This is a genomic window from Pseudomonas sp. Root329 (assembly GCF_001424925.1).
Lineage (GTDB): Bacteria > Pseudomonadota > Gammaproteobacteria > Pseudomonadales > Pseudomonadaceae > Aquipseudomonas > Aquipseudomonas arabinosi.
In genome coordinates, this window is the sequence record NZ_LMCV01000023.1 from 140,678 (window position 1) to 163,342 (window position 22,665).

General features: G+C 60.8%; 21 protein-coding genes and 1 pseudogene. 16 read left to right on the forward strand and 6 right to left on the reverse strand.

Annotated features, from left to right (window positions below):
• Positions 1–86 precede the first annotated feature (86 nt).
• The 3 genes from hmgA to maiA are packed head-to-tail and all read left to right on the forward strand — an operon-like array spanning position 87 to position 3,347.
• Complete coding sequence (gene hmgA / locus ASC74_RS18570; protein ID WP_056743032.1) at positions 87–1,391, forward strand: homogentisate 1,2-dioxygenase; 1,305 nt, start codon at positions 87–89, stop codon at positions 1,389–1,391.
• Positions 1,392–1,394: 3 nt separating this feature from the next.
• Entirely contained in the window at positions 1,395–2,699 is a 1,305-nt protein-coding gene (gene fahA, locus ASC74_RS18575) for a fumarylacetoacetase (RefSeq protein WP_056743035.1), read from the forward strand.
• A 12-nt stretch (positions 2,700–2,711) separates the two neighbouring features.
• Positions 2,712–3,347: a maleylacetoacetate isomerase gene (gene maiA, locus ASC74_RS18580; protein WP_056743037.1), complete on the forward strand. Its 636-nt coding sequence runs from the start codon at positions 2,712–2,714 to the stop codon at positions 3,345–3,347.
• Positions 3,348–3,467: 120 nt separating this feature from the next.
• On the opposite strand, the gene ASC74_RS18585 is transcribed toward maiA, so the two are convergent.
• Positions 3,468–4,271, reverse strand: coding sequence for a SirB1 family protein (locus ASC74_RS18585; RefSeq protein WP_056743038.1), 804 nt, complete (start codon positions 4,269–4,271; stop codon positions 3,468–3,470).
• A gap of 183 nt (positions 4,272–4,454) precedes the next feature.
• Here ASC74_RS18585 and ASC74_RS18590 point away from each other — a divergent pair, with 183 nt between their 5' ends.
• From ASC74_RS18590 to ASC74_RS18605, 4 genes are all read left to right on the forward strand, one after another.
• The gene (locus tag ASC74_RS18590) at positions 4,455–5,474 is read left to right on the forward strand and encodes a Glu/Leu/Phe/Val dehydrogenase family protein (RefSeq protein WP_056743244.1); all 1,020 of its coding nucleotides are present in this window, start codon (positions 4,455–4,457) and stop codon (positions 5,472–5,474) included.
• Between the two features lie 101 nt (positions 5,475–5,575).
• Positions 5,576–6,670: a pyruvate dehydrogenase (acetyl-transferring) E1 component subunit alpha gene (pdhA, locus tag ASC74_RS18595; RefSeq protein ID WP_056743041.1), complete on the forward strand. Its 1,095-nt coding sequence runs from the start codon at positions 5,576–5,578 to the stop codon at positions 6,668–6,670.
• Complete coding sequence (locus ASC74_RS18600; RefSeq protein WP_056743043.1) at positions 6,663–7,649, forward strand: alpha-ketoacid dehydrogenase subunit beta; 987 nt, start codon at positions 6,663–6,665, stop codon at positions 7,647–7,649. Before pdhA ends, ASC74_RS18600 begins: the two co-directional genes overlap by 8 nt.
• Before the next feature lie 16 nt (positions 7,650–7,665).
• Positions 7,666–8,775: a dihydrolipoamide acetyltransferase family protein gene (locus tag ASC74_RS18605; RefSeq protein WP_056743046.1), complete on the forward strand. Its 1,110-nt coding sequence runs from the start codon at positions 7,666–7,668 to the stop codon at positions 8,773–8,775.
• A 162-nt stretch (positions 8,776–8,937) separates the two neighbouring features.
• On the opposite strand, the pseudogene ASC74_RS18610 reads toward ASC74_RS18605, so the two are convergent.
• Positions 8,938–9,192 (reverse strand): annotated as a pseudogene (locus ASC74_RS18610) (YebG family protein); the annotation flags it as partial.
• Between the two features lie 278 nt (positions 9,193–9,470).
• On the opposite strand from ASC74_RS18610, the gene ASC74_RS18615 reads away from it, so the two are divergent.
• On the forward strand, positions 9,471–9,971 hold the full coding sequence (locus tag ASC74_RS18615) for a phosphate-starvation-inducible protein PsiE (protein WP_008150634.1): 501 nt from the start codon (positions 9,471–9,473) through the stop codon (positions 9,969–9,971).
• On the opposite strand, the gene ASC74_RS18620 is transcribed toward ASC74_RS18615, so the two are convergent.
• From ASC74_RS18620 to ASC74_RS18630, 3 genes are all read right to left on the reverse strand, one after another.
• On the reverse strand, positions 9,968–10,285 hold the full coding sequence (locus tag ASC74_RS18620) for a DUF3509 domain-containing protein (protein WP_056743048.1): 318 nt from the start codon (positions 10,283–10,285) through the stop codon (positions 9,968–9,970). The two genes, ASC74_RS18615 and ASC74_RS18620, sit on opposite strands and share 4 nt — an antisense overlap.
• Before the next feature lie 216 nt (positions 10,286–10,501).
• Positions 10,502–11,803 (reverse strand): serine/threonine transporter, encoded by a 1,302-nt coding sequence (locus tag ASC74_RS18625; RefSeq protein ID WP_056743050.1) that lies wholly within the window; start codon positions 11,801–11,803, stop codon positions 10,502–10,504.
• A 62-nt stretch (positions 11,804–11,865) separates the two neighbouring features.
• The gene (locus tag ASC74_RS18630; protein ID WP_056743052.1) at positions 11,866–13,242 is read right to left on the reverse strand and encodes an L-serine ammonia-lyase; all 1,377 of its coding nucleotides are present in this window, start codon (positions 13,240–13,242) and stop codon (positions 11,866–11,868) included.
• A gap of 135 nt (positions 13,243–13,377) precedes the next feature.
• On the opposite strand from ASC74_RS18630, the gene ASC74_RS18635 reads away from it, so the two are divergent.
• The 8 genes from ASC74_RS18635 (at position 13,378) to ASC74_RS18670 (ending at position 21,573) form a co-directional block, all read left to right on the forward strand.
• Positions 13,378–14,325, forward strand: coding sequence for a LysR substrate-binding domain-containing protein (locus tag ASC74_RS18635; RefSeq protein WP_056743053.1), 948 nt, complete (start codon positions 13,378–13,380; stop codon positions 14,323–14,325).
• Between the two features lie 213 nt (positions 14,326–14,538).
• The gene (locus tag ASC74_RS18640) at positions 14,539–14,946 is read left to right on the forward strand and encodes an HPF/RaiA family ribosome-associated protein (RefSeq protein WP_008150614.1); all 408 of its coding nucleotides are present in this window, start codon (positions 14,539–14,541) and stop codon (positions 14,944–14,946) included.
• A gap of 202 nt (positions 14,947–15,148) precedes the next feature.
• Positions 15,149–15,454 (forward strand): DUF3649 domain-containing protein, encoded by a 306-nt coding sequence (locus ASC74_RS18645; RefSeq protein ID WP_056743055.1) that lies wholly within the window; start codon positions 15,149–15,151, stop codon positions 15,452–15,454.
• Entirely contained in the window at positions 15,451–17,031 is a 1,581-nt protein-coding gene (locus ASC74_RS18650) for a PepSY-associated TM helix domain-containing protein (RefSeq protein WP_056743057.1), read from the forward strand. Before ASC74_RS18645 ends, ASC74_RS18650 begins: the two co-directional genes overlap by 4 nt.
• Positions 17,032–17,358, forward strand: a complete 327-nt coding sequence (locus ASC74_RS18655; protein ID WP_056743059.1) for a DUF3325 domain-containing protein — start codon at positions 17,032–17,034, stop codon at positions 17,356–17,358.
• 4 nt (positions 17,359–17,362) lie between these two features.
• On the forward strand, positions 17,363–17,926 hold the full coding sequence (locus tag ASC74_RS18660) for an RNA polymerase sigma factor (protein ID WP_095129391.1): 564 nt from the start codon (positions 17,363–17,365) through the stop codon (positions 17,924–17,926).
• A complete protein-coding gene (locus ASC74_RS18665) occupies positions 17,923–18,912 on the forward strand; it encodes a FecR family protein (RefSeq protein WP_056743061.1) in 990 nt (329 codons plus the stop codon). Before ASC74_RS18660 ends, ASC74_RS18665 begins: the two co-directional genes overlap by 4 nt.
• Positions 18,913–19,143: 231 nt before the next feature.
• Positions 19,144–21,573: a TonB-dependent siderophore receptor gene (locus ASC74_RS18670; protein WP_056743064.1), complete on the forward strand. Its 2,430-nt coding sequence runs from the start codon at positions 19,144–19,146 to the stop codon at positions 21,571–21,573.
• A gap of 142 nt (positions 21,574–21,715) precedes the next feature.
• Here ASC74_RS18670 and ASC74_RS18675 read toward each other — a convergent pair whose 3' ends face one another.
• The gene (locus tag ASC74_RS18675) at positions 21,716–22,591 is read right to left on the reverse strand and encodes an AraC family transcriptional regulator (RefSeq protein ID WP_056743065.1); all 876 of its coding nucleotides are present in this window, start codon (positions 22,589–22,591) and stop codon (positions 21,716–21,718) included.
• Positions 22,592–22,665: the final 74 nt, after the last annotated feature.

Here is a 22,665-nt window from a genome sequence, read left to right on the forward strand (position 1 = left end):
TCGAATTACGATAAAAATAACCCAGGCGTGCCGAGACCTCTTCAATGGAGCAACGGGCCATGCCTACTCCCTGTTCAGGAGGCTCCATGAACCTCGATTCAACGGCGCCCGAGCTGGCTTATCAGTCCGGCTTCGGCAACGAATTCAGCAGTGAAGCGTTGCCCGGCGCACTGCCCGTCGGCCAGAATTCCCCGCAAAAAGCGCCTTACGGTCTCTATACCGAATTGTTCTCCGGCACGGCGTTCACCATGGCTCGCAGTGAAGCGCGGCGCACCTGGATGTACCGCATTCAACCGTCGGCCAATCACCCTGCGTTCGTCAAACTGGATCGGCAACTGGCCGGCGGCCCATTGGGTGAAGTGACCCCCAACCGCCTGCGCTGGAATCCGTTGGACATCCCGACCGAGCCAACCGATTTCATCGACGGGCTGGTGAGCATGGCCGCCAACTCGGGCGCGGAAAAACCGGCCGGAATCAGCATCTACAGTTACCGCGCCAACCGCTCCATGGAGCGCGTATTTTTCAACGCTGACGGCGAACTGTTGCTGGTGCCCGAGCTGGGACGCTTGCGCATTTCGACCGAATTGGGCGTGCTTGAACTGGAGCCACTGGAAATCGCCGTGCTGCCGCGCGGTCTGAAATTCCGCGTCGAACTGCTCGACCCGCAGGCCCGCGGCTACATTGCCGAAAACCACGGCGCGCCGCTGCGCCTGCCGGACCTCGGGCCGATCGGCAGCAACGGCCTGGCCAATGCCCGGGACTTCCTGACCTCGGTCGCTCATTACGAGAACCTCAAACAACCGACCACCCTGGTGCAGAAATTTCTCGGCCAGTTGTGGGGCTGCGAGCTCGATCATTCGCCGCTGAACGTGGTCGCCTGGCACGGCAATAACGTGCCGTACAAATATGACCTGCGTCGTTTCAACACCATCGGCACGGTCAGTTTCGATCATCCGGATCCGTCGATCTTTACCGTCCTGACGTCGCCAACCAGCGTGCATGGTCTGGCCAATCTGGACTTCGTGATCTTCCCGCCACGTTGGATGGTGGCCGAGAAAACCTTCCGGCCACCGTGGTTCCATCGCAACCTGATGAACGAATTCATGGGCCTGATCAAGGGCGAGTACGACGCCAAGGCCGAAGGCTTTGTGCCCGGCGGTGCGTCCTTGCACAGTTGCATGAGCGCCCACGGGCCGGATGGTGAAACCTGCACCAAGGCGATCAACGCCGAACTCGCGCCAGCGAAAATCGACAACACCATGGCCTTCATGTTCGAGACCAGCCAGGTGCTGCGCCCGAGCCGTTTCGCCCTGGATTGCCCGCAACTGCAAAACAACTACGATGCCTGCTGGGCCACGCTGCCCGCCACTTTCGACCCGACCCGGAGATAACCCATGACTCAGACTTCCATCACTCGTAGCTGGGTTGCCTCCGCCAACGGCCATGCTGATTTTCCTCTGCAAAACCTGCCGCTGGGCGTGTTCAGCGTGAAGGGTTCGGCACCGCGCAGTGGCGTGGCCATTGGCGAACATATCTTTGATCTGGAAGCTGCACTGGACGCTGGCTTGTTCGATGGCGTCGCAAAAACTGCAGTTGAAGCCACCCGTGGCGGCCAGTTGAACGCGTTCTTCGAACTGGGTCGTGACGCTCGCGTTGCCCTGCGCGAACGCCTGCTGGAATTGTTCAAAGAAGGCAGCACCCTGCACGGCAAGATCGAAGCCCAAGGCGCAAAACTGCTGCCACTGGCGGCGAATTGCGAGATGCACCTGCCAGCGAAAATCAACGATTACACCGATTTCTACGTTGGCATCGAGCACGCGCAGAACGTCGGCAAACTGTTCCGTCCAGACAACCCGTTGCTGCCGAACTACAAGTACGTGCCGATCGGTTATCACGGCCGCGCCTCGACCATTCGCCCGTCGGGCACCGATGTTCGCCGTCCGAAAGGCCAGACCCTGCCGGCCGGTCAGACCGAGCCAACGTTTGGCCCATGCGCACGTCTGGATTACGAACTGGAGCTGGGCATCTGGATCGGTCAGGGCAACGAGATGGGCGACTCGATCGCCATCGGTGACGCCGCCGATCACATTGCCGGTTTCTGCCTGCTCAACGACTGGTCGGCGCGCGACATCCAGGCTTGGGAATACCAGCCGCTGGGACCATTCCTGTCGAAAAGCTTTATCACCAGCATCTCGCCATGGGTGGTGACTGCTGAAGCGCTGGAGCCGTTCCGTCGTGCTCAGCCGGCACGTCCGGAAGGCGATCCGCAGCCGCTGCCGTACCTGTTCGACAAGCGCGATCAAGCCGCTGGCGGTTTCGACATCGAACTGGAAGTGCTGCTGCTCACCGAAGGCCTGCGCGAGCAAAAACTGCCGGCCCATCGCCTGACCCTCAGCAACACCAAACATATGTACTGGACCGTGGCGCAAATGGTCGCGCACCACAGCGTCAACGGCTGCCAGTTGCAGGCCGGCGACCTGTTCGGTTCGGGCACCTTGTCGGGGCCTGAGAACGGTCAGTTCGGCAGCCTGCTGGAAATCACTGAGGGCGGTAAAAAGCCGATCGAACTGGCGTCGGGTGAGGTACGGAAATTTCTTGAGGACGGCGACGAAATCATCCTGCGCGCACGTTGCAGCCGTGACGGTTTTGCCTCCATCGGCTTCGGCGAATGCAGTGGCAAAGTGTTGCCGGCGCGCTAAGAGGATCGGGTCATGGAACTCTATACCTACTACCGTTCGACTTCGTCTTTTCGGGTGCGCATTGCGTTGGCGCTCAAGGGCCTGGATTACCGGGCGCTGCCGATCAATCTGATCGCACCGCCAGGTGGCGAACATCGACAGCCGCCGTATCTGAGCATCAATCCGCAAGGCCGAGTACCGGCCTTGCGTACTGACGAAGGTGAGTTGTTGATCCAGTCGCCGGCGATCATCGAATACCTGGAAGAGCGTTATCCACAGGTGCCGCTGCTCTCCAAAGACTTCGCGGCTCGCGCCCATGAGCGGGGTGTGGCGGCGGTGATTGGTTGCGACGTGCATCCGCTGCACAACGTCAGCGTGCTCAACAAGCTGCGGCAGTTGGGGCACGATGAACCGCAAGTGGTGGAGTGGATCGGGCACTGGATCAGCCAAGGATTGGCGACGGTGGAGCAGTTGATCGGCGATGAGAGTTATTGCTTTGGTCCGACGCCTGGGCTGGCGGATGTTTACCTGATCCCGCAGCTGTACGCGGCCGAGCGCTTCAGCATTTCACTTGAGGCGTATCCGCGGATTCGTCGAGTGGCGGCGTTGGCGGCGACGCATCCGGCGTTTATCAAGGCGCATCCGGCGAATCAGCCAGACACACCATAAAGCCTCACACCGAACCAATGTGGGAGCGGGCTTGCTCGCGAAGAGGGTGTGTCAGTCGACATCAATGTAGCTGACACACCCTCTTCGCGAGCAAGCCCGCTCCCACAAGGGGATGTGTGGTTAGTGGACGATTGAGTTAGGCGGCAGGTGCCCTAGTCGCTCAGTCAGGCGAATCCGCTGGATCGGGTCGTCACTGAGCAGCAGTGCATGCTCCAGGTCAAAGCGCTCGGCGTTCGGGCAATCCAGTCGTTGATAGAGGCTGGCCCGGGCCAGGTAGTCGGAGGCGCTGGCGTTGCCCAGTTCCAGCACTCGTTCGGCGTCGATCAGGGCGCCGATGTAGTCATCGTTGGAAAGGTGTAACTGACGCAGGTTGCGCGACAGCCGCTGCAGCATTTGCACCGGCTCGGCGGTGAGCAAATGTTCGGCGCCGAGCTTCATGTTCGGGCCGTACTGGCGTTGCAGCAACTCCCGGCAATCGTTGGGGTACAACCGACGCCCGCCGCATGGGTCGAGCAGGTGATCGGCGCCGGGTACCCGCAGCAGGAAATGCCCGGGGAAGTTGACGCCAACCATGGGGATTTCCAGACCTTTGGCCAGTTCCAGGGCAACCAATCCCAGACTCAGCGGCTGCCCACGTCTGCGTTCCAGCACTTTATTGACCAGCGCGACTTGCGGACGCAATGGCGTGGAGTCGTCCTGAGCGAATCCCAGGTCATTCATACGCCGTAACAACGGCTGGGCCAACTCGCTGACCGGCAACATTGGCAAGCCACAACTGACCCGCTGTTGCAGGTCCTTGAAATCGTTTAGCACCGCCTCGGGATTGACCTCACTGTCGTGTTCGGCGGCAATCCACAGCGCCGCCTCGAACAGCGCGGGCGGTGAACGTTGCAGACAGTCGAAAAAACGTTGGCGGGGGGTCATCAAAATCTCCGGGTAATGCCTCGTTTTAGCCCCGTCTCCGCCATTCGTCCAGTGCCGAACATAGGCGGTTGCAGGTTATGTCCGAAAGTCTGCATGGCGGCGGCGCTTATTCCGGTGCGCTTCTGCAATTTTCGGGCGCAAGCCTATACTGGCGACTACAAGAAGCAATTCGGGAGCCCTACGATGTTCGCTCTCATGCAAAGCACTCGCCTTGAATCGCTGCATCTGAGCGTCGACTCGGTCACCGGGTTGAAGGCGGTCATTGCCATTCATAACAGCCGTCTGGGGCCTGCCCTGGGCGGGTGTCGTTACCTTGCCTATCCCAGCGACGAATCAGCCGTCGAGGATGCGGTGCGCCTTGCCCAAGGCATGAGTTACAAGGCCGCGTTGGCCGGCCTGGCTCAGGGCGGCGGCGTTGCGGTGATTGTTCGCCCGGTTCATGTGGAAAACCGCGCCGCGCTATTCGAAGCCTTCGGGCGTTGCATCAATCAGCTCGACGGCCGCTACATCACAGCCATCGACAGTGGCACCTCCGTGGCGGACATGGATTGCATCGCCCAACAGACCCAGCACGTCACCAGCACCACCTCGGCGGGCGACCCTGCACCGCACGCAGCGATGGGCGTGTTCACCGGTATTCGTGCCACCGCCATGGCCCGGCTGGGCAGCGATAACCTCGAAGGCCTGCGAGTGGCGATTCAAGGGCTCGGCAACGTTGGCTATGCCCTCGCGGAACAACTGCACGCCGCCGGTGCCGAGCTGCTTGTCAGTGACATCGATCACGGCAAAGTGCAATTGGCGATGGAGCAACTCGGCGCCCATCCGATCGCCAACGACGCGCTGCTCAGCACCCCATGCGACATTCTTGCGCCCTGCGGCCTCGGTGGCGTGCTCAACAGCCACAGCGTGACGCAATTGCGCTGTGCGGCGGTGGCCGGCTCGGCAAATAACCAACTGACCCATCTGGAAGTCGCTGATCAACTGGAACGGCGGGGCATTCTGTATGCGCCGGATTACGTGATCAATTCCGGCGGGCTGATCTACGTTTCGCTCAAACACCGCGGCGAAGAGCTATCGACCATCACCGCGCACCTGTCGAAAATCAGCTCCCGGCTGACCGAAGTCTTCGCCCATGCCCAAGCGGAAAAACGCTCGCCGGCCCGAGTGGCGGACGAACTGGCGGAGAAAGTGCTGTACCGATGAAGGAGTGAGGGCCTATCCGGCAGACTTGCTCCCAAGGCCTGGCGCCACAAGCGTCAGGCTTGACTGACGCACGCTGACGCGGCGTGCCAGGAGCCCCTGTGATGCCTCACAAGGTTGAGCTGCCTTACACCCGATTTTTATCCCCTGACGGCCAATTGCTCGGCGATCTTCCTGCCTGGGCCGACGATTTCAATTTGCTGACGCGCCTTTATCGGCAGATGGTCCTGACCCGCCTTTTCGATCAGAAAGCCGTCGCCCTGCAACGCACCGGGCGCATCGGCACTTATGCGCCGACGTTGGGCCAGGAAGCCATTGGCGTCGCCGTCGGCAGCGTGATGCACGCCGAAGACGTGCTGATTCCGTATTACCGTGACACCGCCGTGCAGTTGATGCGTGGGGTGCGCATGGAAGAAATTCTCCTGTACTGGGGCGGCGACGAGCGCGGCAGCGACTTTGCCGAACCGGCGGCGGCCCAGGACTTTCCGATCTGTGTGCCGATTGCCACCCAGGCCTTGCATGCCTGCGGCGTTGCCAGTGCGTTCAAAATCCGCGGCGAACATCGGGTCGCCGTCACCACCTGCGGCGACGGCGCCACCAGCAAAGGCGATTTCCTCGAAGCCCTCAACGTCGCCGGTGCCTGGCAGTTGCCGGTGGTGTTCGTGGTCAATAACAACCAATGGGCGATCTCGGTGCCACGGCGAATTCAGTGCGCCGCCCCGACGCTGGCACAGAAAGCGATCGGTGCCGGGTTCCACGGTGAGCAGGTCGACGGCAATGACATGCTCGCGGTTTACGACCGAGTGCAAGTGGCCCTCGAGCGGGCGCGTCACGGTAAAGGCCCGGTGTTGCTGGAATGCCTGAGCTATCGCCTCGGCGACCACACCACCGCCGACGATGCCACACGCTACCGACCGGCAGACGAGGTCAAGCAAGCCTGGCTCGAAGAACCGGTTAAACGCCTGCAACGTTTCATGGTCGGCCAGGGCGTGTGGGACGAAGGCCGCGAACAGGCGCTGATCAGCGAATGCCAGGGCCTGGTGCAGCGTGCTGTGGATAACTTCGAAGCGGCGGGTATTCAGGCGCCCGAATCGGTCATGGATTACGTCTACGCCCAATGGCCGGCGTCCCTCGCCGGGCAGCGTGAAGAGTTGCTCGAACGGGCGGCGCGCCGCGCGGGAGATTCGAGCCATGAGTAACGGCAAAGTCACGTTGCTGGAAGCGGTGAATCTCGCGCTGCATCGGGCGATGAGCGAAGACGAGAACGTCATCGTCCTCGGTGAAGACGTCGGGGTGAACGGCGGCGTGTTTCGCGCCACCCAAGGGCTGCGCGACAGCTTTGGCTTCAAGCGAGTCATCGACTCGCCGCTGGCCGAAACCATGCTCGGCGGACTGGTGGTCGGCATGGCCGCGCAGGGCCTGAAACCGGTGGTGGAAATCCAGTTCATGGGTTTCATCTACGCCGCCATGGAACACCTGGTGTCCCACGCCAGCCGCATGCGCAATCGCACACGCGGGCGGATCACCTGCCCGATGGTGATGCGCACGCCGATGGGCGCAGGGATTCGTGCGCCGGAACATCACAGCGAAAGCACTGAAGCATTGTTCGCGCACATTCCAGGTCTGCGGGTGGTGATTCCGTCATCGCCGGCCCGGGCCTATGGCTTGTTGCTGGCGGCCATCGATGACCCGGACCCGGTGGTGTTTCTAGAACCGACTCGGCTCTATCGCATGAACCCGCAATCACTGCTGGATGACGGTAAACGCCTGCCGCTGGACAGCTGTTTCACCCTGCGCGAAGGCAGCGACATCACGCTGATCAGCTGGGGCGCCAGCGTGATGGAAACCCTGCAAGCCGCCACCGCATTGGCCGAGCGGGGCGTCTCGGCGGAGGTGATTGATGTCGCAAGTATCAAGCCGCTGGACCTCGACACGATGGAAGCCTCGGTGCGCAAGACCGGTCGTTGCGTGATCGTTCATGAAGCGCCGCGCTCCTGTGGCGTCGGTGCGGAAATCGCCGCGAGCCTCTATGAGCGGGTGTTGCTGGAATTGCAGGCACCGATTCAGCGGGTCACTGCGCCGGACATTCCACCGCCGCTGTATCGACTGGAATCGCTGTACATGCCGAACGTCGAGGACATTCTTCAGGCCTGCGACAACGTTCTGCACTTCGCCTGAACCCAAGGAGGCTGCGATGAAATATTTCAAACTGCCGGATCTGGGCGAGGGTTTGCAGGAGGCGGAAATCGTCCGTTGGCACGTCGCGGTCGGCGATACCGTCAGGGCCGATCAACTGCTGGTGTCGGTAGAAACCGCCAAGGCGCTGGTGGATATCCCCGCCCCCTACGACGGCGTGGTGGCGAAGCTCTACGGCGGCGAGGGCGACATTATTCACGTCGGTGAACCCTTGCTCGGCTACGAAGGCGAAGCCGATGCGGGCACCGTAGTGGGGCGGCTCGAAGGCGGTGGCAGCAGTCAGGAGGACTCGTTTTTCATCGGGGCTGCCCCCTCGACTCGAGAACACCTGGCGACTCGCGCCACGCCGGCCGTGCGACAACTGGCCCGGCAACTCGGCGTGGAGTTGAGCGGGTTGACGGGCTCCGGCCACGAGGGGCTGATCACCCGCACTGATGTGGAAAACGCGGCACAAACTGAACTGGATCGCTTCGGCGGCGAACGGTTGCGGGGTGTGCGGCGCAGCATGGCGCTGAACATGGCGCGGTCTCATGCCGAAGTGGTACCGGTGACTATTTTCGGTGACGCCGACCTGCATCGCTGGGGGCAGGCACGCGAACCGCTGATTCGTCTCGCCAAGGCGATGGCGGCCGCGTGCGCCGTGGAGCCGGTGCTCAATAGTGCCTTCGACGGCAAAAGCCTGTCGCTCAAACAACACGAACGGCTCGATCTGGGCATCGCCGTGGACACCCCGGACGGCCTGTTCGTGCCAGTGCTGCGCGATGTCGGTCATCGCACTTCGGCTGATTTGAAGGAAGGCGTCATGCGATTAAGGGCCGACGTGCAGGCGCGATCGATTCCACCCAGGGAAATGATGGGCGCAACCCTGACGTTGTCGAATTTCGGCACCTTGTTCGGCCGCTACGCCAACCCGGTGGTGGTGCCGCCGCAAGTGGCGATCCTCGCCGCTGGCGCAATCCGCGACGAACCGGTGGCGGTCGATGGCGCGGTGGTGGTGCATCCGGTCCTGCCGCTGTCCCTGACCTTCGATCATCGCGTGGTGACGGGCGGCGAGGCGGCGCGTTTCTTCAAGGCGCTGGTCGAGGCGCTGGAGCAACCCGAAGCATAGGTTTTTCGCAGGCATGAAAAAGGCCCTGAGTCATTTGACTCAGGGCCTATTCAATTCGGGCGTTGCTTACTTGGCAGCCTTGGGCGCTTTAGCTGGCTTGGTCGGCTCAGCGACTTCAACAGGTGCAGGTGCCTCAACGGGTGCAGCCTTTTCAACGACTTCAGCCGGCGCATTGAGCAATTCGGACAACGCGTCCGGCTGGCTCTTGAACGCCTTGGCGAATACATCGCGGTTCTTCGCCATGTAGATCCCGGCTTCTTCCACTTGCTGTTCGGTCAGGGACGGAACGGCTTTTTGCAACACTTCAGCCAGCAATTCGGCCAGTTCGAGCATTTTGTCATGACGGTCAGCTTCGGCTTTATCCATGAACAAGCGCTCCAGATCTCGGCTGCTGCGGTATACCACTTCGACGGCCATTCACCACCTCACATGCCTTCACATTAAGTTGTCTTATTCGACTACTGTATTTATATACAGCGAAAAGGATAAGCGAATCCCTGCGCTTTGGGTAGTGGCTTTTTAATGTAGACCGAAATCAGGGTTTGTGAGGTGCAGGTGCGACCAAACGCCACGGAGCGCGTTTTAGAGCACCTCGCCATCATGTGGCAGGCGCCTCTGGCCTTTTTTCTGCATGCAGAACAACCGTCACGTCAAACCCGCATCATCCGCTCGAACCGAGCTAAGGAAGAATCATCGTGAAAATCAACTGGGCCGAGAACCTGCGGCAGAACGTGCACCAACTGGCCGAGTCCCTGGGCAACCTGTTTGTCGAGACCTTCCACTACCTGGCGCTGTTCGCCATCGGTGCCGTCACCGCGTGGGCGGCGGTGATGGAGTTTTTGCAGATGATCGAGGCGGGGCACATCAAGATCGATGACATCTTGCTGCTGTTCATCTATTTGGAACTGGGGGCGATGGTCGGGATTTACTTCAAGACCAACCACATGCCGGTGCGTTTCCTGATCTACGTGGCGATCACTGCGCTGACGCGACTGCTGATCTCCAACGTCTCGCACCACAACCCGCCGGACATCGGCATCATCTACCTGTGCGGCGGGATTCTGCTGCTGGCGTTCTCGATTCTGGTGGTGCGTTACGCCTCGTCGCAATTCCCTTCGGTGAAGATCGAACACCCGCAACGCAAGATCGGTGCGGGTTCCGGTGAGCATCCCGAAGTGGAGAAGGGCGAGCTTTAAAGCCTCATGGCTGGCCGGCTGTGGCCCTTGACGCGTGGCGGCGGCAGGTTGTGATTGTCGCCGTTGGTCATGGCTTCGAGGATGGCCACGGCGCTGTGGCCCTGTTCGATGGCGATGCCGAATTGAATGCTTTGCACCAGGCGTTTGAGGCGCTGGGGGTCATTGCGTTGTTCGGCGCTGATCATCCGTTTGGCGACCACGTGACCGCTGTTGGACAGGGTCAGCATGATGCTGCCATCCAGACCCTGAATGCTCAGGTTGATCTGATAATCCGCTGCAAAAGCATCGGTAATGAGCTGAAAAGGGTTGTCCATGATGCGTCACCGCCTGATTGAACGTGCAGTTGTTGACCCGCCGTGATCGGGATTAGTTCGCAACACCAGACCACCGGCACATCGCTCGCTGAGGTTTCAAACGTCCTTTTGCCTCTGGAGTGTCATAGCAAGGGGCATGCCGGAAAAATTGTCGAACAATAGACACGGCAAAAAAGAGGCGGGCACAGTGGCCCGCCTTCTTTTTGCCTGCCCGTTTCAGGGCATGAATGAGTAGATGATCGCAGACAGTGCAATCAATCCGATCAGCACCACGAACACGTTCGAGGCCTGACCCGAGTACTGGCGCAAGGCCGGCACGCGGCGGATGGCGTACATCGGCATCAGGAACAGCAGGCACGCGATGATCGGCCCGCCGAGGGTTTCGATCATGCCGAGGATGCTCGGGTTGAACGTCGCCACGGCCCAGCAGCTGAGGATCATGAACAGCGCGGTGACGCGGTTCAGCCAACTGGCAGACATCACCCGGCCACGGCCGCGCAGGCTTTTCACGATCAGCCCCTGAAAGCCTTCGCTGGCGCCGATGTAATGGCCGAGGAACGACTTGGTGATCGCCACCAGCGCAATCAGCGGTGCGGCGTAAGCGATGACCGGCGTCTGGAAGTGGTTGGCCAGGTACGACAGGATCGAGATGTTCTGCGCCTTCGCCGCCGCCAAATCAGCCGGGGACAGGGCCAGCACGCAGCTGAAGCAGAAGAACATCACCGTCACCACCATCATCGCGTGGGCGATGGCGAGGATGCCGCTGCTTTTGCGTTCGGCCTGCTCGCCATAACGCTGTTTCTGGTCGACGGAGAAGGCGGAAATGATCGGCGAATGGTTGAACGAAAACACCATCACCGGGATCGCCAGCCACAGCGTTTTAAAGAACAGCGGCATGGCCATGCCTTCGCTGGCGGTAGCGAAGAATGCGCCGTTCCAGTTCGGGATCAGGCTCAAACCGAGCAGCAGCAACGCCGCGACAAACGGGTAAACCAGCACGCTCATGCATTTGACGATGACGCCCTGGCCGCAACGGACGATCGCCATCAGACCGAGGATCAGCACCAACGACAGAATCGCCCGTGGTGGCGGGGCGATGTGCAACTGATGCTCCATGAAGCTGCTCAAGGTGTTGGTCAGCGCCACGCTGTACACCAGCAGAATCGGGAAGATCGCAAAGAAATACAGCAGCGTGATCAGCTTGCCGGCACCGATGCCGAAGTGTTCTTCCACCACTTCGGTGATGTCCCCGGAGCGCCCGGACAGCACGAAGCGGGTCAGGCCGCGGTGGGCGAAGAAGGTCATCGGGAAGGCTAGCACTGCCAGGATCAGCAGCGGCCAGAAACCGCCTACGCCGGCGTTGATCGGCAGGAACAGCGTGCCGGCACCGATGGCAGTGCCATAGAGGCCGAGCATCCAGGTGGTGTCGTGTTTACTCCAGCCCTTGTGGGTTATTTCGCTATCGCGTGTCAGGTCTACAGCAGGATTATCGGCAGCGGGTGTACGTACATCGGTCATCGTTTGGCCTCGTTATTGTTCTTGCTCGGGCTCACGTATTGCGGGCGGTCAGGGAATGCTCCTCAGCATTCCACCCAGCTAACAGCCAGGCCGCCCCGTGAAGTCTCTTTGTATTTGTCGTGCATGTCGGCGCCGGTATCGCGCATGGTGCGGATCACCCGGTCCAGGGAAATGAAGTGTTTGCCGTCGCCGCGCAGGGCCATTTGCGTGGCGTTGATCGCCTTCACGGCGGCGATGGCATTGCGCTCGATGCACGGCACCTGCACCAGACCGCCGACCGGGTCGCAGGTCAGGCCCAGGTTGTGTTCCAAACCGATTTCGGCGGCGTTTTCCAGTTGCTCGGGCGTGGCGCCGAGTATGTCCGCCAGACCGGCAGCGGCCATGGCGCAGGCGGAGCCGACTTCGCCCTGACAGCCGACTTCGGCACCGGAGATAGACGCGTTTTTCTTGCAGAGAATGCCTACAGCCGCAGCGCCCAAAAAGAACGCCACCACGTCATCGTCCGACGCGTCCGGGTTGAATTTCATGTAGTAGTGCAGCACCGCCGGAATGATCCCCGCCGCGCCGTTGGTCGGCGCAGTGACCATGCGCCCGCCCGCTGCGTTTTCTTCGTTCACGGCGAGGGCAAACAGGTTCACCCACTCCATGGCTGATAGCGTGGAGGTGATGACATTCGGTTTGCCAATTTCCAACAGGCTGCGGTGCAGTTTCGCCGCGCGGCGCGGAACATTCAGACCGCCGGGCAGGATGCCTTCGTGACGCAGCCCCTGCTCGACGCATTCGCGCATCACCGACCAGATGTGCAGCAGGCCATTGCGGATTTCGGCTTCGCTGCGCCAGGCCAGTTCATTGGCCATCATCAACTCGGAAACGCGCAGACCGTGGAGGTTGCAGAGCTTGAGTAGTTCGGCGGCGCTGGAAAAATCGTACGGCAGCACCACATCGCTGGTAGGCGCGATGCCGGACTCGGCTTCGGCCGCTTCGATGATGAAACCGCCGCCAATCGAGTAGTACGTTTGCTCCGACAATTCACCGGTTTCGCCAAAGGCTGTCAGGGACATGGCGTTGGGGTGGTAGGGCAGGCTCTCGTCGAGCAGCAGGAGATCGCGTTGCCAGTTGAAGGCGATGGTCGATTTGCCGGCAAGGGACAGTTCACCGGTTTCGCGCAGGGTCTGGATTCGGCTGTCGATGGACGTGGGATCGATGCTGTCCGGCCATTCGCCCATCAGGCCCATGACACAGGCGCGGTCGGTGGCGTGACCGACGCCGGTCGCCGACAGCGAACCATAAAGTCGGATTTCTACGCGCCGTACGTCGGCCAGCAATTGTTGGTCAATCAGGGCTTGGGCGAAGGTCGCGGCGGCGCGCATCGGGCCAACGGTATGGGAACTGGACGGACCGATGCCGACTTTGAAGAGATCGAAAACACTGATAGCCATGCTAAAGCCTATACAAGCAATGGAAGAGAAATCGCTGCCATTTTTGTAGGACAAGCGCAATGTCGGCGATACTGCCTACCTCGGTCCTACGTGACCAACGAAACTTCCTAAGACAGCCTTTAGCAGGACTAAACAATGAGTCGCCAATTGCACGCCCAGACTTACGTCTGGCTGCACGTGTTTTCCTGTGCCGCGCGGCACTTGTCGTTCACCCGTTGCGCCGAAGAGCTGCACATCACGCCGGGTGCGGTCAGTCAGCAAATCCGACAGCTGGAAGAGCGGTTGGGGTTTCGCCTGTTTCATCGTCGCGCTCGCGGCGTGGAATTGAGCGCCGAAGGCCAGCGACTGGCCATCACGGTCAACGAGGCATACGGCAGCATCGATGCGGAATTGCGACGACTGGACGCAGGAATGATCAGCGGGATTTTGCGGGTGCGCTCGATTCCATCGTTCCTTAGCAAGTGGTTGACCCCAAGGTTGCCGCGTTTGCAACAGCGCTTTCCGGACATTCAATTACGGCTGGTGGCCGAGGACAGCAGCGTGCCATTGCACGAGGGCGACTTCGATTTGGCCATCGACCTGAATGACGGCAGCTATCCCGGTTTGTTATCCACAACCTTGCTCGACGAACAGATATTTCCGGTCTGTGCGCCGAGCCTGTTGCGCGGCCGGCCGCCGCTGCATGGCCCGGCGGACTTGATGCATTTCCCGTTGCTGCACGACATTACCGCCTGGCGCGGCAGTTACGAGTATGCAGAGTGGGAGTTCTACCTCAACGCCATCGGCTTCGAAGGCGCGGACGTGCGGCGTGGGCACACCTTCAATCGCAATCACCTGACCATCGAAGCGGCGATTGCCGGGATGGGCGTGGCGATTGCGCGACGAACGTTGCTTAACGATGAGCTGGAGCGAGGGACGTTGATCGTGCCGTTTGGCCTGGCGGTGCCGAATCACAAGCGTTACGTGCTGCTCTATGCGCCAGGGACGCTGAGCCATCCGGGCGTGCGTGCGGTGCATGACTGGCTGGTGGAAGAGGCGGGGATATTTCGAAGCCTGCATCCGCTGGCGGAGCGGCAGATGTGAGCAATTGTGACAAAAGAGTCAGGCGACCCAACTCCCGACCTTAACAGCGCTTTTGCTCCTTGTCCGGCTTTTTTTGCGTATGAAAATTTATCTTTTTTTAGGGGTTGAATTGTTCTGCGAGCAGACCGATTGTGTAAGTAAGAGGTCACGGTGATGACGCCCACGGGCCAGCCGAAGGGCCTCTCGCGAGCTAGCTGAAATAAGGGATGAACTATGCAAATCCAAGTCAACAGCGATAACCATATTCAAAGCAGCATCCGACTGGAGGAGTGGGTACGTACTACCATTGAGAGCACGCTCGAACGTTATGAAGAGGACCTGACACGCGTCGAGGTTCATCTGCGGGACGAGAACGGCGACAAGCCCGGTCCCCATGACATGCGCTGTCAGCTGGAAGCGCGGCCAAAAGGCCACCAACCGATTTCTGTCACCCATAAAGCCGCAAACCTGGAACTGGCGATCGACGGCGCGGCTGAAAAACTTGAACATGCGCTTGAGCACCTGTTCGGCAAACTGCGGGGCAAACCACGTGCCGCTGTGGTGCCGTTCGAGAGAGTCGCAGCCGATGCGCTGCTGGAAGACGAGTTTCTCGAGAACGAACAGGCTGCGCAAAACGGTTGAAGCCTGATTTGATTTTTACCTTTCCACTACTGAAAACGGGCCTGCTTATGCAGGCCCGTTCTTGTTTGTGCTGACTGACCGCTGGCTGCTGTAACAACGATCCCGTCGGATCTCTTTTGCACATGAGAATATTTATCATTAATATTGCGACCTTGTTGGTCCCGTGACGTTCACGAGGCCTCACCCGTTTCAAGGTCGAAACATGAAAGGCAAAATCACCGCGCTCCCCGTTTCCTACCGACTGGCCGTCACTTCCCGAATGCTGGCCGCCGTGCTGGGGGGGTACCTCGTCGCGGCATTGGCCAGTGTGAGCCTGACGATGTGGCTGCCCATGGCTCGCGGCGAAGCGGTGGTCACCGGGATGATGACCTCGTTTCTGGTGTATCTGGTCGCCGTACTCTGGTGCTTTGCCTGTCGCAGTGCGTGGCAAGCCTGGTTCGGATTGATCGTGCCGAGCGTGATTTTGGCGGCGGTGGCGGGGCTGGCCTGCTGGATGGGCCACGCATGAAAGAGGGCTTTCGACAGGCCATGGCCTGGCTGCACACCTGGGCCGGGTTGATCTTCGGCTGGCTGCTGTTCGCGATTTTCCTGACCGGCACGCTCGCCTATTTCAAGGATGAGATCAGCCACTGGATGCAGCCGGAAATTCCCGCCCGTGCGCTGTCCTCCGACGCCAGTCTGACCCTGGCCCAGCACTACCTTGAGCAGCACGCCGCGGGTGCCTCGCGATGGCTCATCGATTTACCGGATGCTCGCGAACCCGGGCTGTCGGTGAGGTGGCAGCAAGCTCCGGCCAAGCCCGGCACGCGCGGTCAATTCACCGAAAAACTCCTCGATCCGCAAACCGGCGCAGAAGTGCAGGGCCGGGACACACGCGGTGGCGAGTTCTTTTACCGCTTCCACTTTCAGCTGCAGATGCCCTATCCGTGGGGTCGCTGGCTGTCGACCATCGCAGCGATGGTGATGTTCGTCGCGCTGATCAGCGGGATCATCACCCACAAGAAAATCTTCAAGGACTTCTTTACCTTCCGCCCGAGCAAGGGCCAGCGCTCCTGGCTGGACGGGCATAACGCGGTGGGCGTTCTGGTGTTGCCGTTTCACCTGATGATCACTTACAGCAGCCTGGTGATTTTCATGTCGATGGTGATGCCGGCGAGCATCGTCGCCTCTTATGGCAGTGACTTCGATACGTTTTACGATGAGGTGTTTCCTGCTTCCAATGTCCCCGAACTTGCCGGTGAACCGGGCCAGTTGGCACCGTTGGCACCGCTGCTGGAACGGGCCAGTGAGCAATGGTCGGGCGGGCGGGCCGGGCGGCTGACGGTCAACAATCCGGGTGATGCGAATGCCTCGGTCATTCTTGCGCGTGACGGCGCCGACCGAGTGGTCCACGACTTTGGCAGCGCGTTGACATTCAACGGCGTGACCGGGCAGCTACTCAGCACGACGCCGAAGCAAGCCCTACCCATGGCGATTGCCGGCAGTTTCTATGGCTTGCACATGGGCCATTTTGCCGGTCCGGTGTTGCGCTGGCTGTACTTCATTTGTGGTTTGGCGGGCACTGCGATGATCGGTACCGGGCTGGTGATCTGGCTCGGCAAGCGTCAGCTCAAACATGCGAAGAGCGGTGTGATGCCGTTTGAATTGCGACTGGTGGAAGTCCTGAACATCGCCAGCATGTCGGGGTTGATGGTCGCAGTGGCGGCGTTCTTCTGGGCCAATCGATTGTTGCCGGTCGGAATGGCCGGGCGGGCGGATTGGGAAGTGAACAGCTTCTTCATCGTCTGGGGCTTGAGTGTGTTGCACGCCATGGTCCGTCGTGGTCGCGCCGCGTGGGTCGAGCAGTTGGCGCTGGCGGCGTTGCTGTTCTGTGCGGTGCCGCTGCTGAACGCGCTGACCACGCCTGATCACTTGGGCGTCACCCTGATGCAGGGCGATTGGGCCATGGCCGGTTTCGATCTGACATGCCTGGGCAGTGGGCTGTTTTTCGCGTGGGCTGCGTGGAAAATGCAGCGCGCGGGGCAGGCCAGAATCGTCACCCGACCGCGGGCGAAATCGATAATGCTTGAGCAAGAGGCGCACTGAATGTTCCTGGCCTTGTTGCTGTGCTACGGCGGTTTCACCGCGCTGTGTTTATCGATGGATCGGCATCACGCCGAATTGTTGGGACGCAAGCCCTCGGCCCGTCGCCGCCAGGGGATGAAACTCAGTGGCTGGCTGTTGCTGGCGTTATCGTTGTGGGCCGCGGTGTCGTCGACGGGTTGGGGGCTTGGATTGGTGGAGTGGTTTGCGGTGTTGATGCTTAGCGCTCTGGTGCTGGTGTGGTTGATGCCATATCGCCCGCGCCTGGCCTTGGCGTTGGCCGGGTTGAGCGTGCTCGCCAGTCCCGTTGCCGCGTTTGCGCAGGGCTGACCTGATGATCACCAGCCCCCCGGAATCCCATGACGACGAACATCGCGGTGCGCGTGCGCATTTCCTGCAGGTGTTCCTTTCCCAGCGTTCGCAAATGGAAGCGCTGGTGAGCCGTCGTGTCGGGTGTCGGGCGACGGCCGCGGATCTGGTGCAGGACTTGTTCCTGCGTTTCTGGCGTCGGCCACTGGTGCAGGTTGAAGAACTCAGCACTTACCTGTTGCGCTGCGCCGGCAACATCGCCATCGACCATTTGCGCAGCGAAGGCACCCGGGTGCGGGTTAACGAGGGCTGGATGCCGGATCAACCCGACAGTCACGGCAGCGAACCGCAAGCGGCGTTGGAGGCGGGCAATGACTTGCGTCACGTCGAGGCGGCGTTGCGCGCGCTGCCTGAGCGCACGCGGCAGATCTTTTTGCTCAACCGTATTCACGGGCGCAAATACGCCGAAATCGCCAAAGCCATGGGTTTGTCCCAAAGCGCTGTGGAAAAACATATGATGCGCGCCCTCGAGGCTTGCAAGGCCAGCCTGCGGGAACCCGAACCGCGCACGCCAGGGAAAGCACCGTGAACAACACCGAACGCGTCACCCCGACGCCTGCTCAGGAACAGGCGGCCTTCGCCTGGCTGAGTCTGTTGCATGATCAGCCCAGCAGCGGCGATCAGGCCACCTTCAGCCATTGGCTACAGGCCGACCCGGCCCATGCCGAGGCTTACGCCCAGGCGCAAGTGGTGTGGGAGTTGACCGAAACACCGGCCCGAACGTTGGCCGATGAAGACGCGTTTGCCTTGCAGGGTTACCTCAACGCGATGAATCGCTCGCGCCGTACCAGCGTTCGGCGTTGGTCTGGTGCGTTGGCGATGGCGGCGTGTCTGGTGCTGATGATTGGCTTCGGTGCCGGCTGGCAACCGTCGCGCTGGGTCGATGATCTGGGAGCGGACTATGTGTCGGCGCCGGGGGAAATTCGCACCGTCACGTTGGCGGATCAGTCACAAGTCACCTTGGACGCCGACAGTGCAATCGCCGTGGATTTCAGTCGTGGCGAGCGGCACGTTCAGCTGCGGCGTGGTGCTGGATTTTTCAGCGTGACCCACACCGGCGAGCCGTTTGTGGTGGACGCTGAGAGGGGCCAGGCGCGGGTGCTGGGGACTCAGTTCGAAGTGCGTCTGCAACCGCACGGCGCGCAGGTTACGGTGTTGTCGGGGCGGGTTGGTGTGACGGCGGACAAAAACGCCGCGCAGCAAATACTGACGGCTGGCCAGCAAGTGGCTTATGGCGATGGCTTGGCGGAAAAACTCCACAGCGTCGACAGCGAAGCGCAATTGGCGTGGCGTCAGGGATGGCTCAATTACTACAAGGCGACACTCGCCGACGTGGTGCAAGACCTTAGGCGTTATTACCCGGGACGGATTGTGCTGCTCAACGATGAACTGGCGGCGCGGCGGGTCAGTGGCAGCTTTCCGAGCAAGGACCCGCAGGCGGTGTTGAGTTCGTTGCAAGGGGTGTTGGGGTTTGAGCAGCATCAGGTTCTGGGGCATCTGATTATTTTGCGCTGAGGCTGCTGGCCTCTTCGCGAGCAAGCCCGCTCCCACAGGGGAACGCATTCCAAAATGTGGGAGCGGCGGTGCGGCGATCCGACTTGCTCGCGAAGGCGTCAGATCAAACACCGCATGGCCTGAATAAAAATATTTTCAGAATTCTGGTGAGGTAAACCCCGACGCCATCCGTGTAGTGACTGAAACTGCGAGTCATTCGCATCCGTTGCGGTTCTACACAGGTCATGAGCAATGAAGTCCAGGGCGAAATCGGGTTCGGTCAAACAATGGTTGGGTACGTGTGCCCTGAGCATTTCGGCGTTGGCATTGCTGCCGTTGAGTGTGGCGGTGGCGGCTGAGGCCGGCAGTGTCCGACAGAGTGCGCAGTTCAGCTTCGCAATGGCCGCCAAACCGCTGCCCCAGGCCTTGAGCGACTTCAGCCGGATCACCGGCACCAGCGTGGTCTACACCGATGAGGCGCCTTACGGCATCAACGCTCCAGCGCTCAGCGGACAGATGAGTGCCGAGCAAGCAATGCAGCGTTTGCTCAGCGGTTCGGGTTTTACCTTCCGCCGTACCGACGGCCACACGTTGGTGCTGGAGCTGTTGCCTACCGATGGCGCCTTGAACCTGGGCGCGACCACCATCACCTCGGTGGCCGATCAATCCATGAGCTATCAGCCGCCACCCACCAGTTCGGTGATGCGCTCATCGGCCTTGCTTCAGGAAATCCCCCAGACCGTCAACGTGGTTCCGGCTCAAGTCATTCGCGATCAAGCGCCGCGCAATCTGGATGACGCGCTGGCCAACGTCAGCGGCATTACTCAAGGCAACACACTGGCGAGTACTCAGGACTCGGTGATGACTCGCGGTTTCGGCGACAACCGTAACGGCTCGATCATGCGCGACGGCATGCCGATCGTGCAGGGCCGTGGCATGAATGCGACCGTGGACCGGGTCGAAGTGCTCAAGGGCCCGGCCTCGCTTCTTTATGGCATTCAAGACCCGGGCGGCGTGGTCAACATGGTCAGCAAAAAGCCCGAGCTTGAGCAGTACAACGCATTGACCCTGCGTGGCTCGACCTATGGCGACGGCAAGAACGGCAGCGGTGGCGGTCTCGACAGCACCGGCGCGCTCGGTGAATCCGGGTTGGCCTATCGCATGGTCCTGGACCACGAAGACGAAGATTACTGGCGCAACTTCGGTACTCACCGCGAGACATTGGTAGCACCGTCCCTGGCCTGGTTCGGTGAAAGCACCAAGCTGCTGTTCTCCTACGAACACCGCGAGTTTCTGACCCCGTTCGACCGTGGCACGATCATCGATCCGCGTGACAACCATCCGCTGGACATCTCCCGCGAGCGTCGCCTCGACGAGCCCTTCAACAACATGGAAGGCCGCTCGGACCTCTATCACTTCGAGGCCGATCACGAGCTCAACGACAATTGGAAAGCCCACTTCGGCTACAGCTGGAACCGCGAAACCTACGACGCCAGCCAGGTGCGCATCACCGCCATCGACACCAAGAAGGGCACGTTGACCCGCAGCATGGACGGCACCCAGAACGCGATCAGCACCGACCGCTTCACCACCGCCAGCCTTGAAGGCAATGTCCAGTTCGCGGGGATGAAGCATGACCTGGTATTCGGCGTTGATGACGAATACCGCAAGATCTACCGCGAAGACCTGATCCGCCAGAAAAGCCTGAGCACCTTCAGTTACATCAACCCGGTGTACGGCCGTGAAGTCGCCGGCACCACCGTCAGCCCGGCGGACAGCGCGCAGACCGATGAACTGCGCAGCGATTCGGTATTCCTCCAGGACTCGATCCACCTGACCGATCAATGGATTTTCGTCGCTGGAGGGCGCTTCCAGGAATACGACCAGTACGCCGGCAAAGGCGTGCCGTTCAAGGCCAACACCGACAGCAACGGCCAGAAATGGGTGCCTCGCGCCGGCCTGGTGTATCGCTACACCGATGAACTGTCGTTCTACGGCAGCTACACCGAGTCGTTCAAACCCAACTCGACCATCGCGCCGTTGAGCGGCAGCAGCACCGTGCTGGACGGCAGCATTGCGCCGGAAGAAGCCAAGTCCTGGGAAATCGGCGCCAAGCTCGACATGCCGGGACGCGTCACCGGTAACGTCGCGCTGTTCGACATCAAAAAACGCAACGTGCTGGTGGCCAACTCCGAAGGTCCGGTGACGATCTACAGCGCCGCCGGCGAAGTGCGTTCCCGTGGTCTGGAAGTCGACCTGAGCGGTCAGTTGAGTGATCGCTGGAGCATGATCGGCAGCTATGCCTACACCGATGCCGAAGTCACCGAAGACCCGACCTACAAAGGCAAAAAACTGCAAAACGTCGCCAAGAATAGCGGCTCGCTGTCGGCGGTTTATGACTTCGGCACCATCGTTGGTGGCGATCAGCTGCGGGTCGGCGCGGGGGCGCGGTATGTCGGTGAGCGAGCGGGTAACGCCGTGAACGATTTCGACCTGCCGAGCTACACCGTGGCCGATGCGTTCGCTACCTACGACACCAAAGTCGAAGGGCAGAAGGTCAAGTTCCAGCTCAACGTGAAGAACCTGTTTGACCGCACCTACTACACCTCGGCGGCGAGCCGGTTCTTTGTGTCGATGGGGGATTCGCGGCAGATTTCGTTGTCGAGCACGTTGGAGTTCTGATCGCAGACCGCAGACCGCGTCATCGTTCTTCGCGAGCAAGCCCGCTCCCACATTCGACCGAGTTCTCTCATGGGAATGCGATCAAATGTGGGAGCGGGCTTGCTCGCGAAGGCGGCATCCCGGACACCGATAATCTTCGGGCCTACCGCAAAAACGCCTGCCGATATTCGCCGGGCGTTCCACCCAATGCCTGACGAAACCGATTGGTGAAATGACTCGCACTGGCAAACCCGCACGCCAATGCAATTTCCCCCAACGGCTGCGATGTCGCACGCAACAACTCCCGCGCCCGGCTCAGTCGTCGCGACAGCACATACTGATGCGGCGGCAACCCAAAGCTCTCGCGAAACATCCGCGCAAAGTGGTATTCGGATAACGCACACAACGCCGCCAACTGCCCCAGGCTGATCGCCTCGGCCAATTGGTTGTCGATGAACTCCACCAACTGCCGCCGCTGATGCGCAGCCAATCCACCCTTGAGCCGCAACCCCTCACGCATCCCGACCTGGCCGAGCAACACGTGGCTGATCATTTCATGGGCCAGGCTGCTGGTGAGCACACGTTCGCCGGGCTCGTCCCAGTTGAGTGTGAGCATTTGCCGAAAGCGCCGGGCTTGCGCCGGGTCGTCCAGAAAGGTGGCTTCGCGCAACTGCAGCTCGCGAGGTTCGCGGTCCAGCAGCGTGACGCAGCCGAGGGCGAATTGTTCGGGACTGAAATACACGTGGGCCAGGCGAATGTCGCCGTTGATCACCCAACCCGATTGATGCTCGGCCGGCAGGATGCACAGCTTGTCCGGGCCGCCCTTGGTGCCGGGTTGGTCGCGACGAAAGGTCCCGGTGCCACCGGCGATGTAGCAGGACAGGGTGTGATGACTCGGCGCTTCGTAATCCTGGGCGTCGTGATGATTGCTCCACAAGGCTGCAGCCATGCCGTCACCGAGCTCGGCGCTGTGCTCCAGGCGAGCATTGGGCGAGCGGTTGAGGGCTTGAAAGACTTGCAGTGACTCCAGTGCGGGCATGATCGCTTCTCTCCAACGCCTTGCATCCTACTCCGTAGCCGTTCGGCTGCCAGCCTGTGGCCCGACAAAAGCGC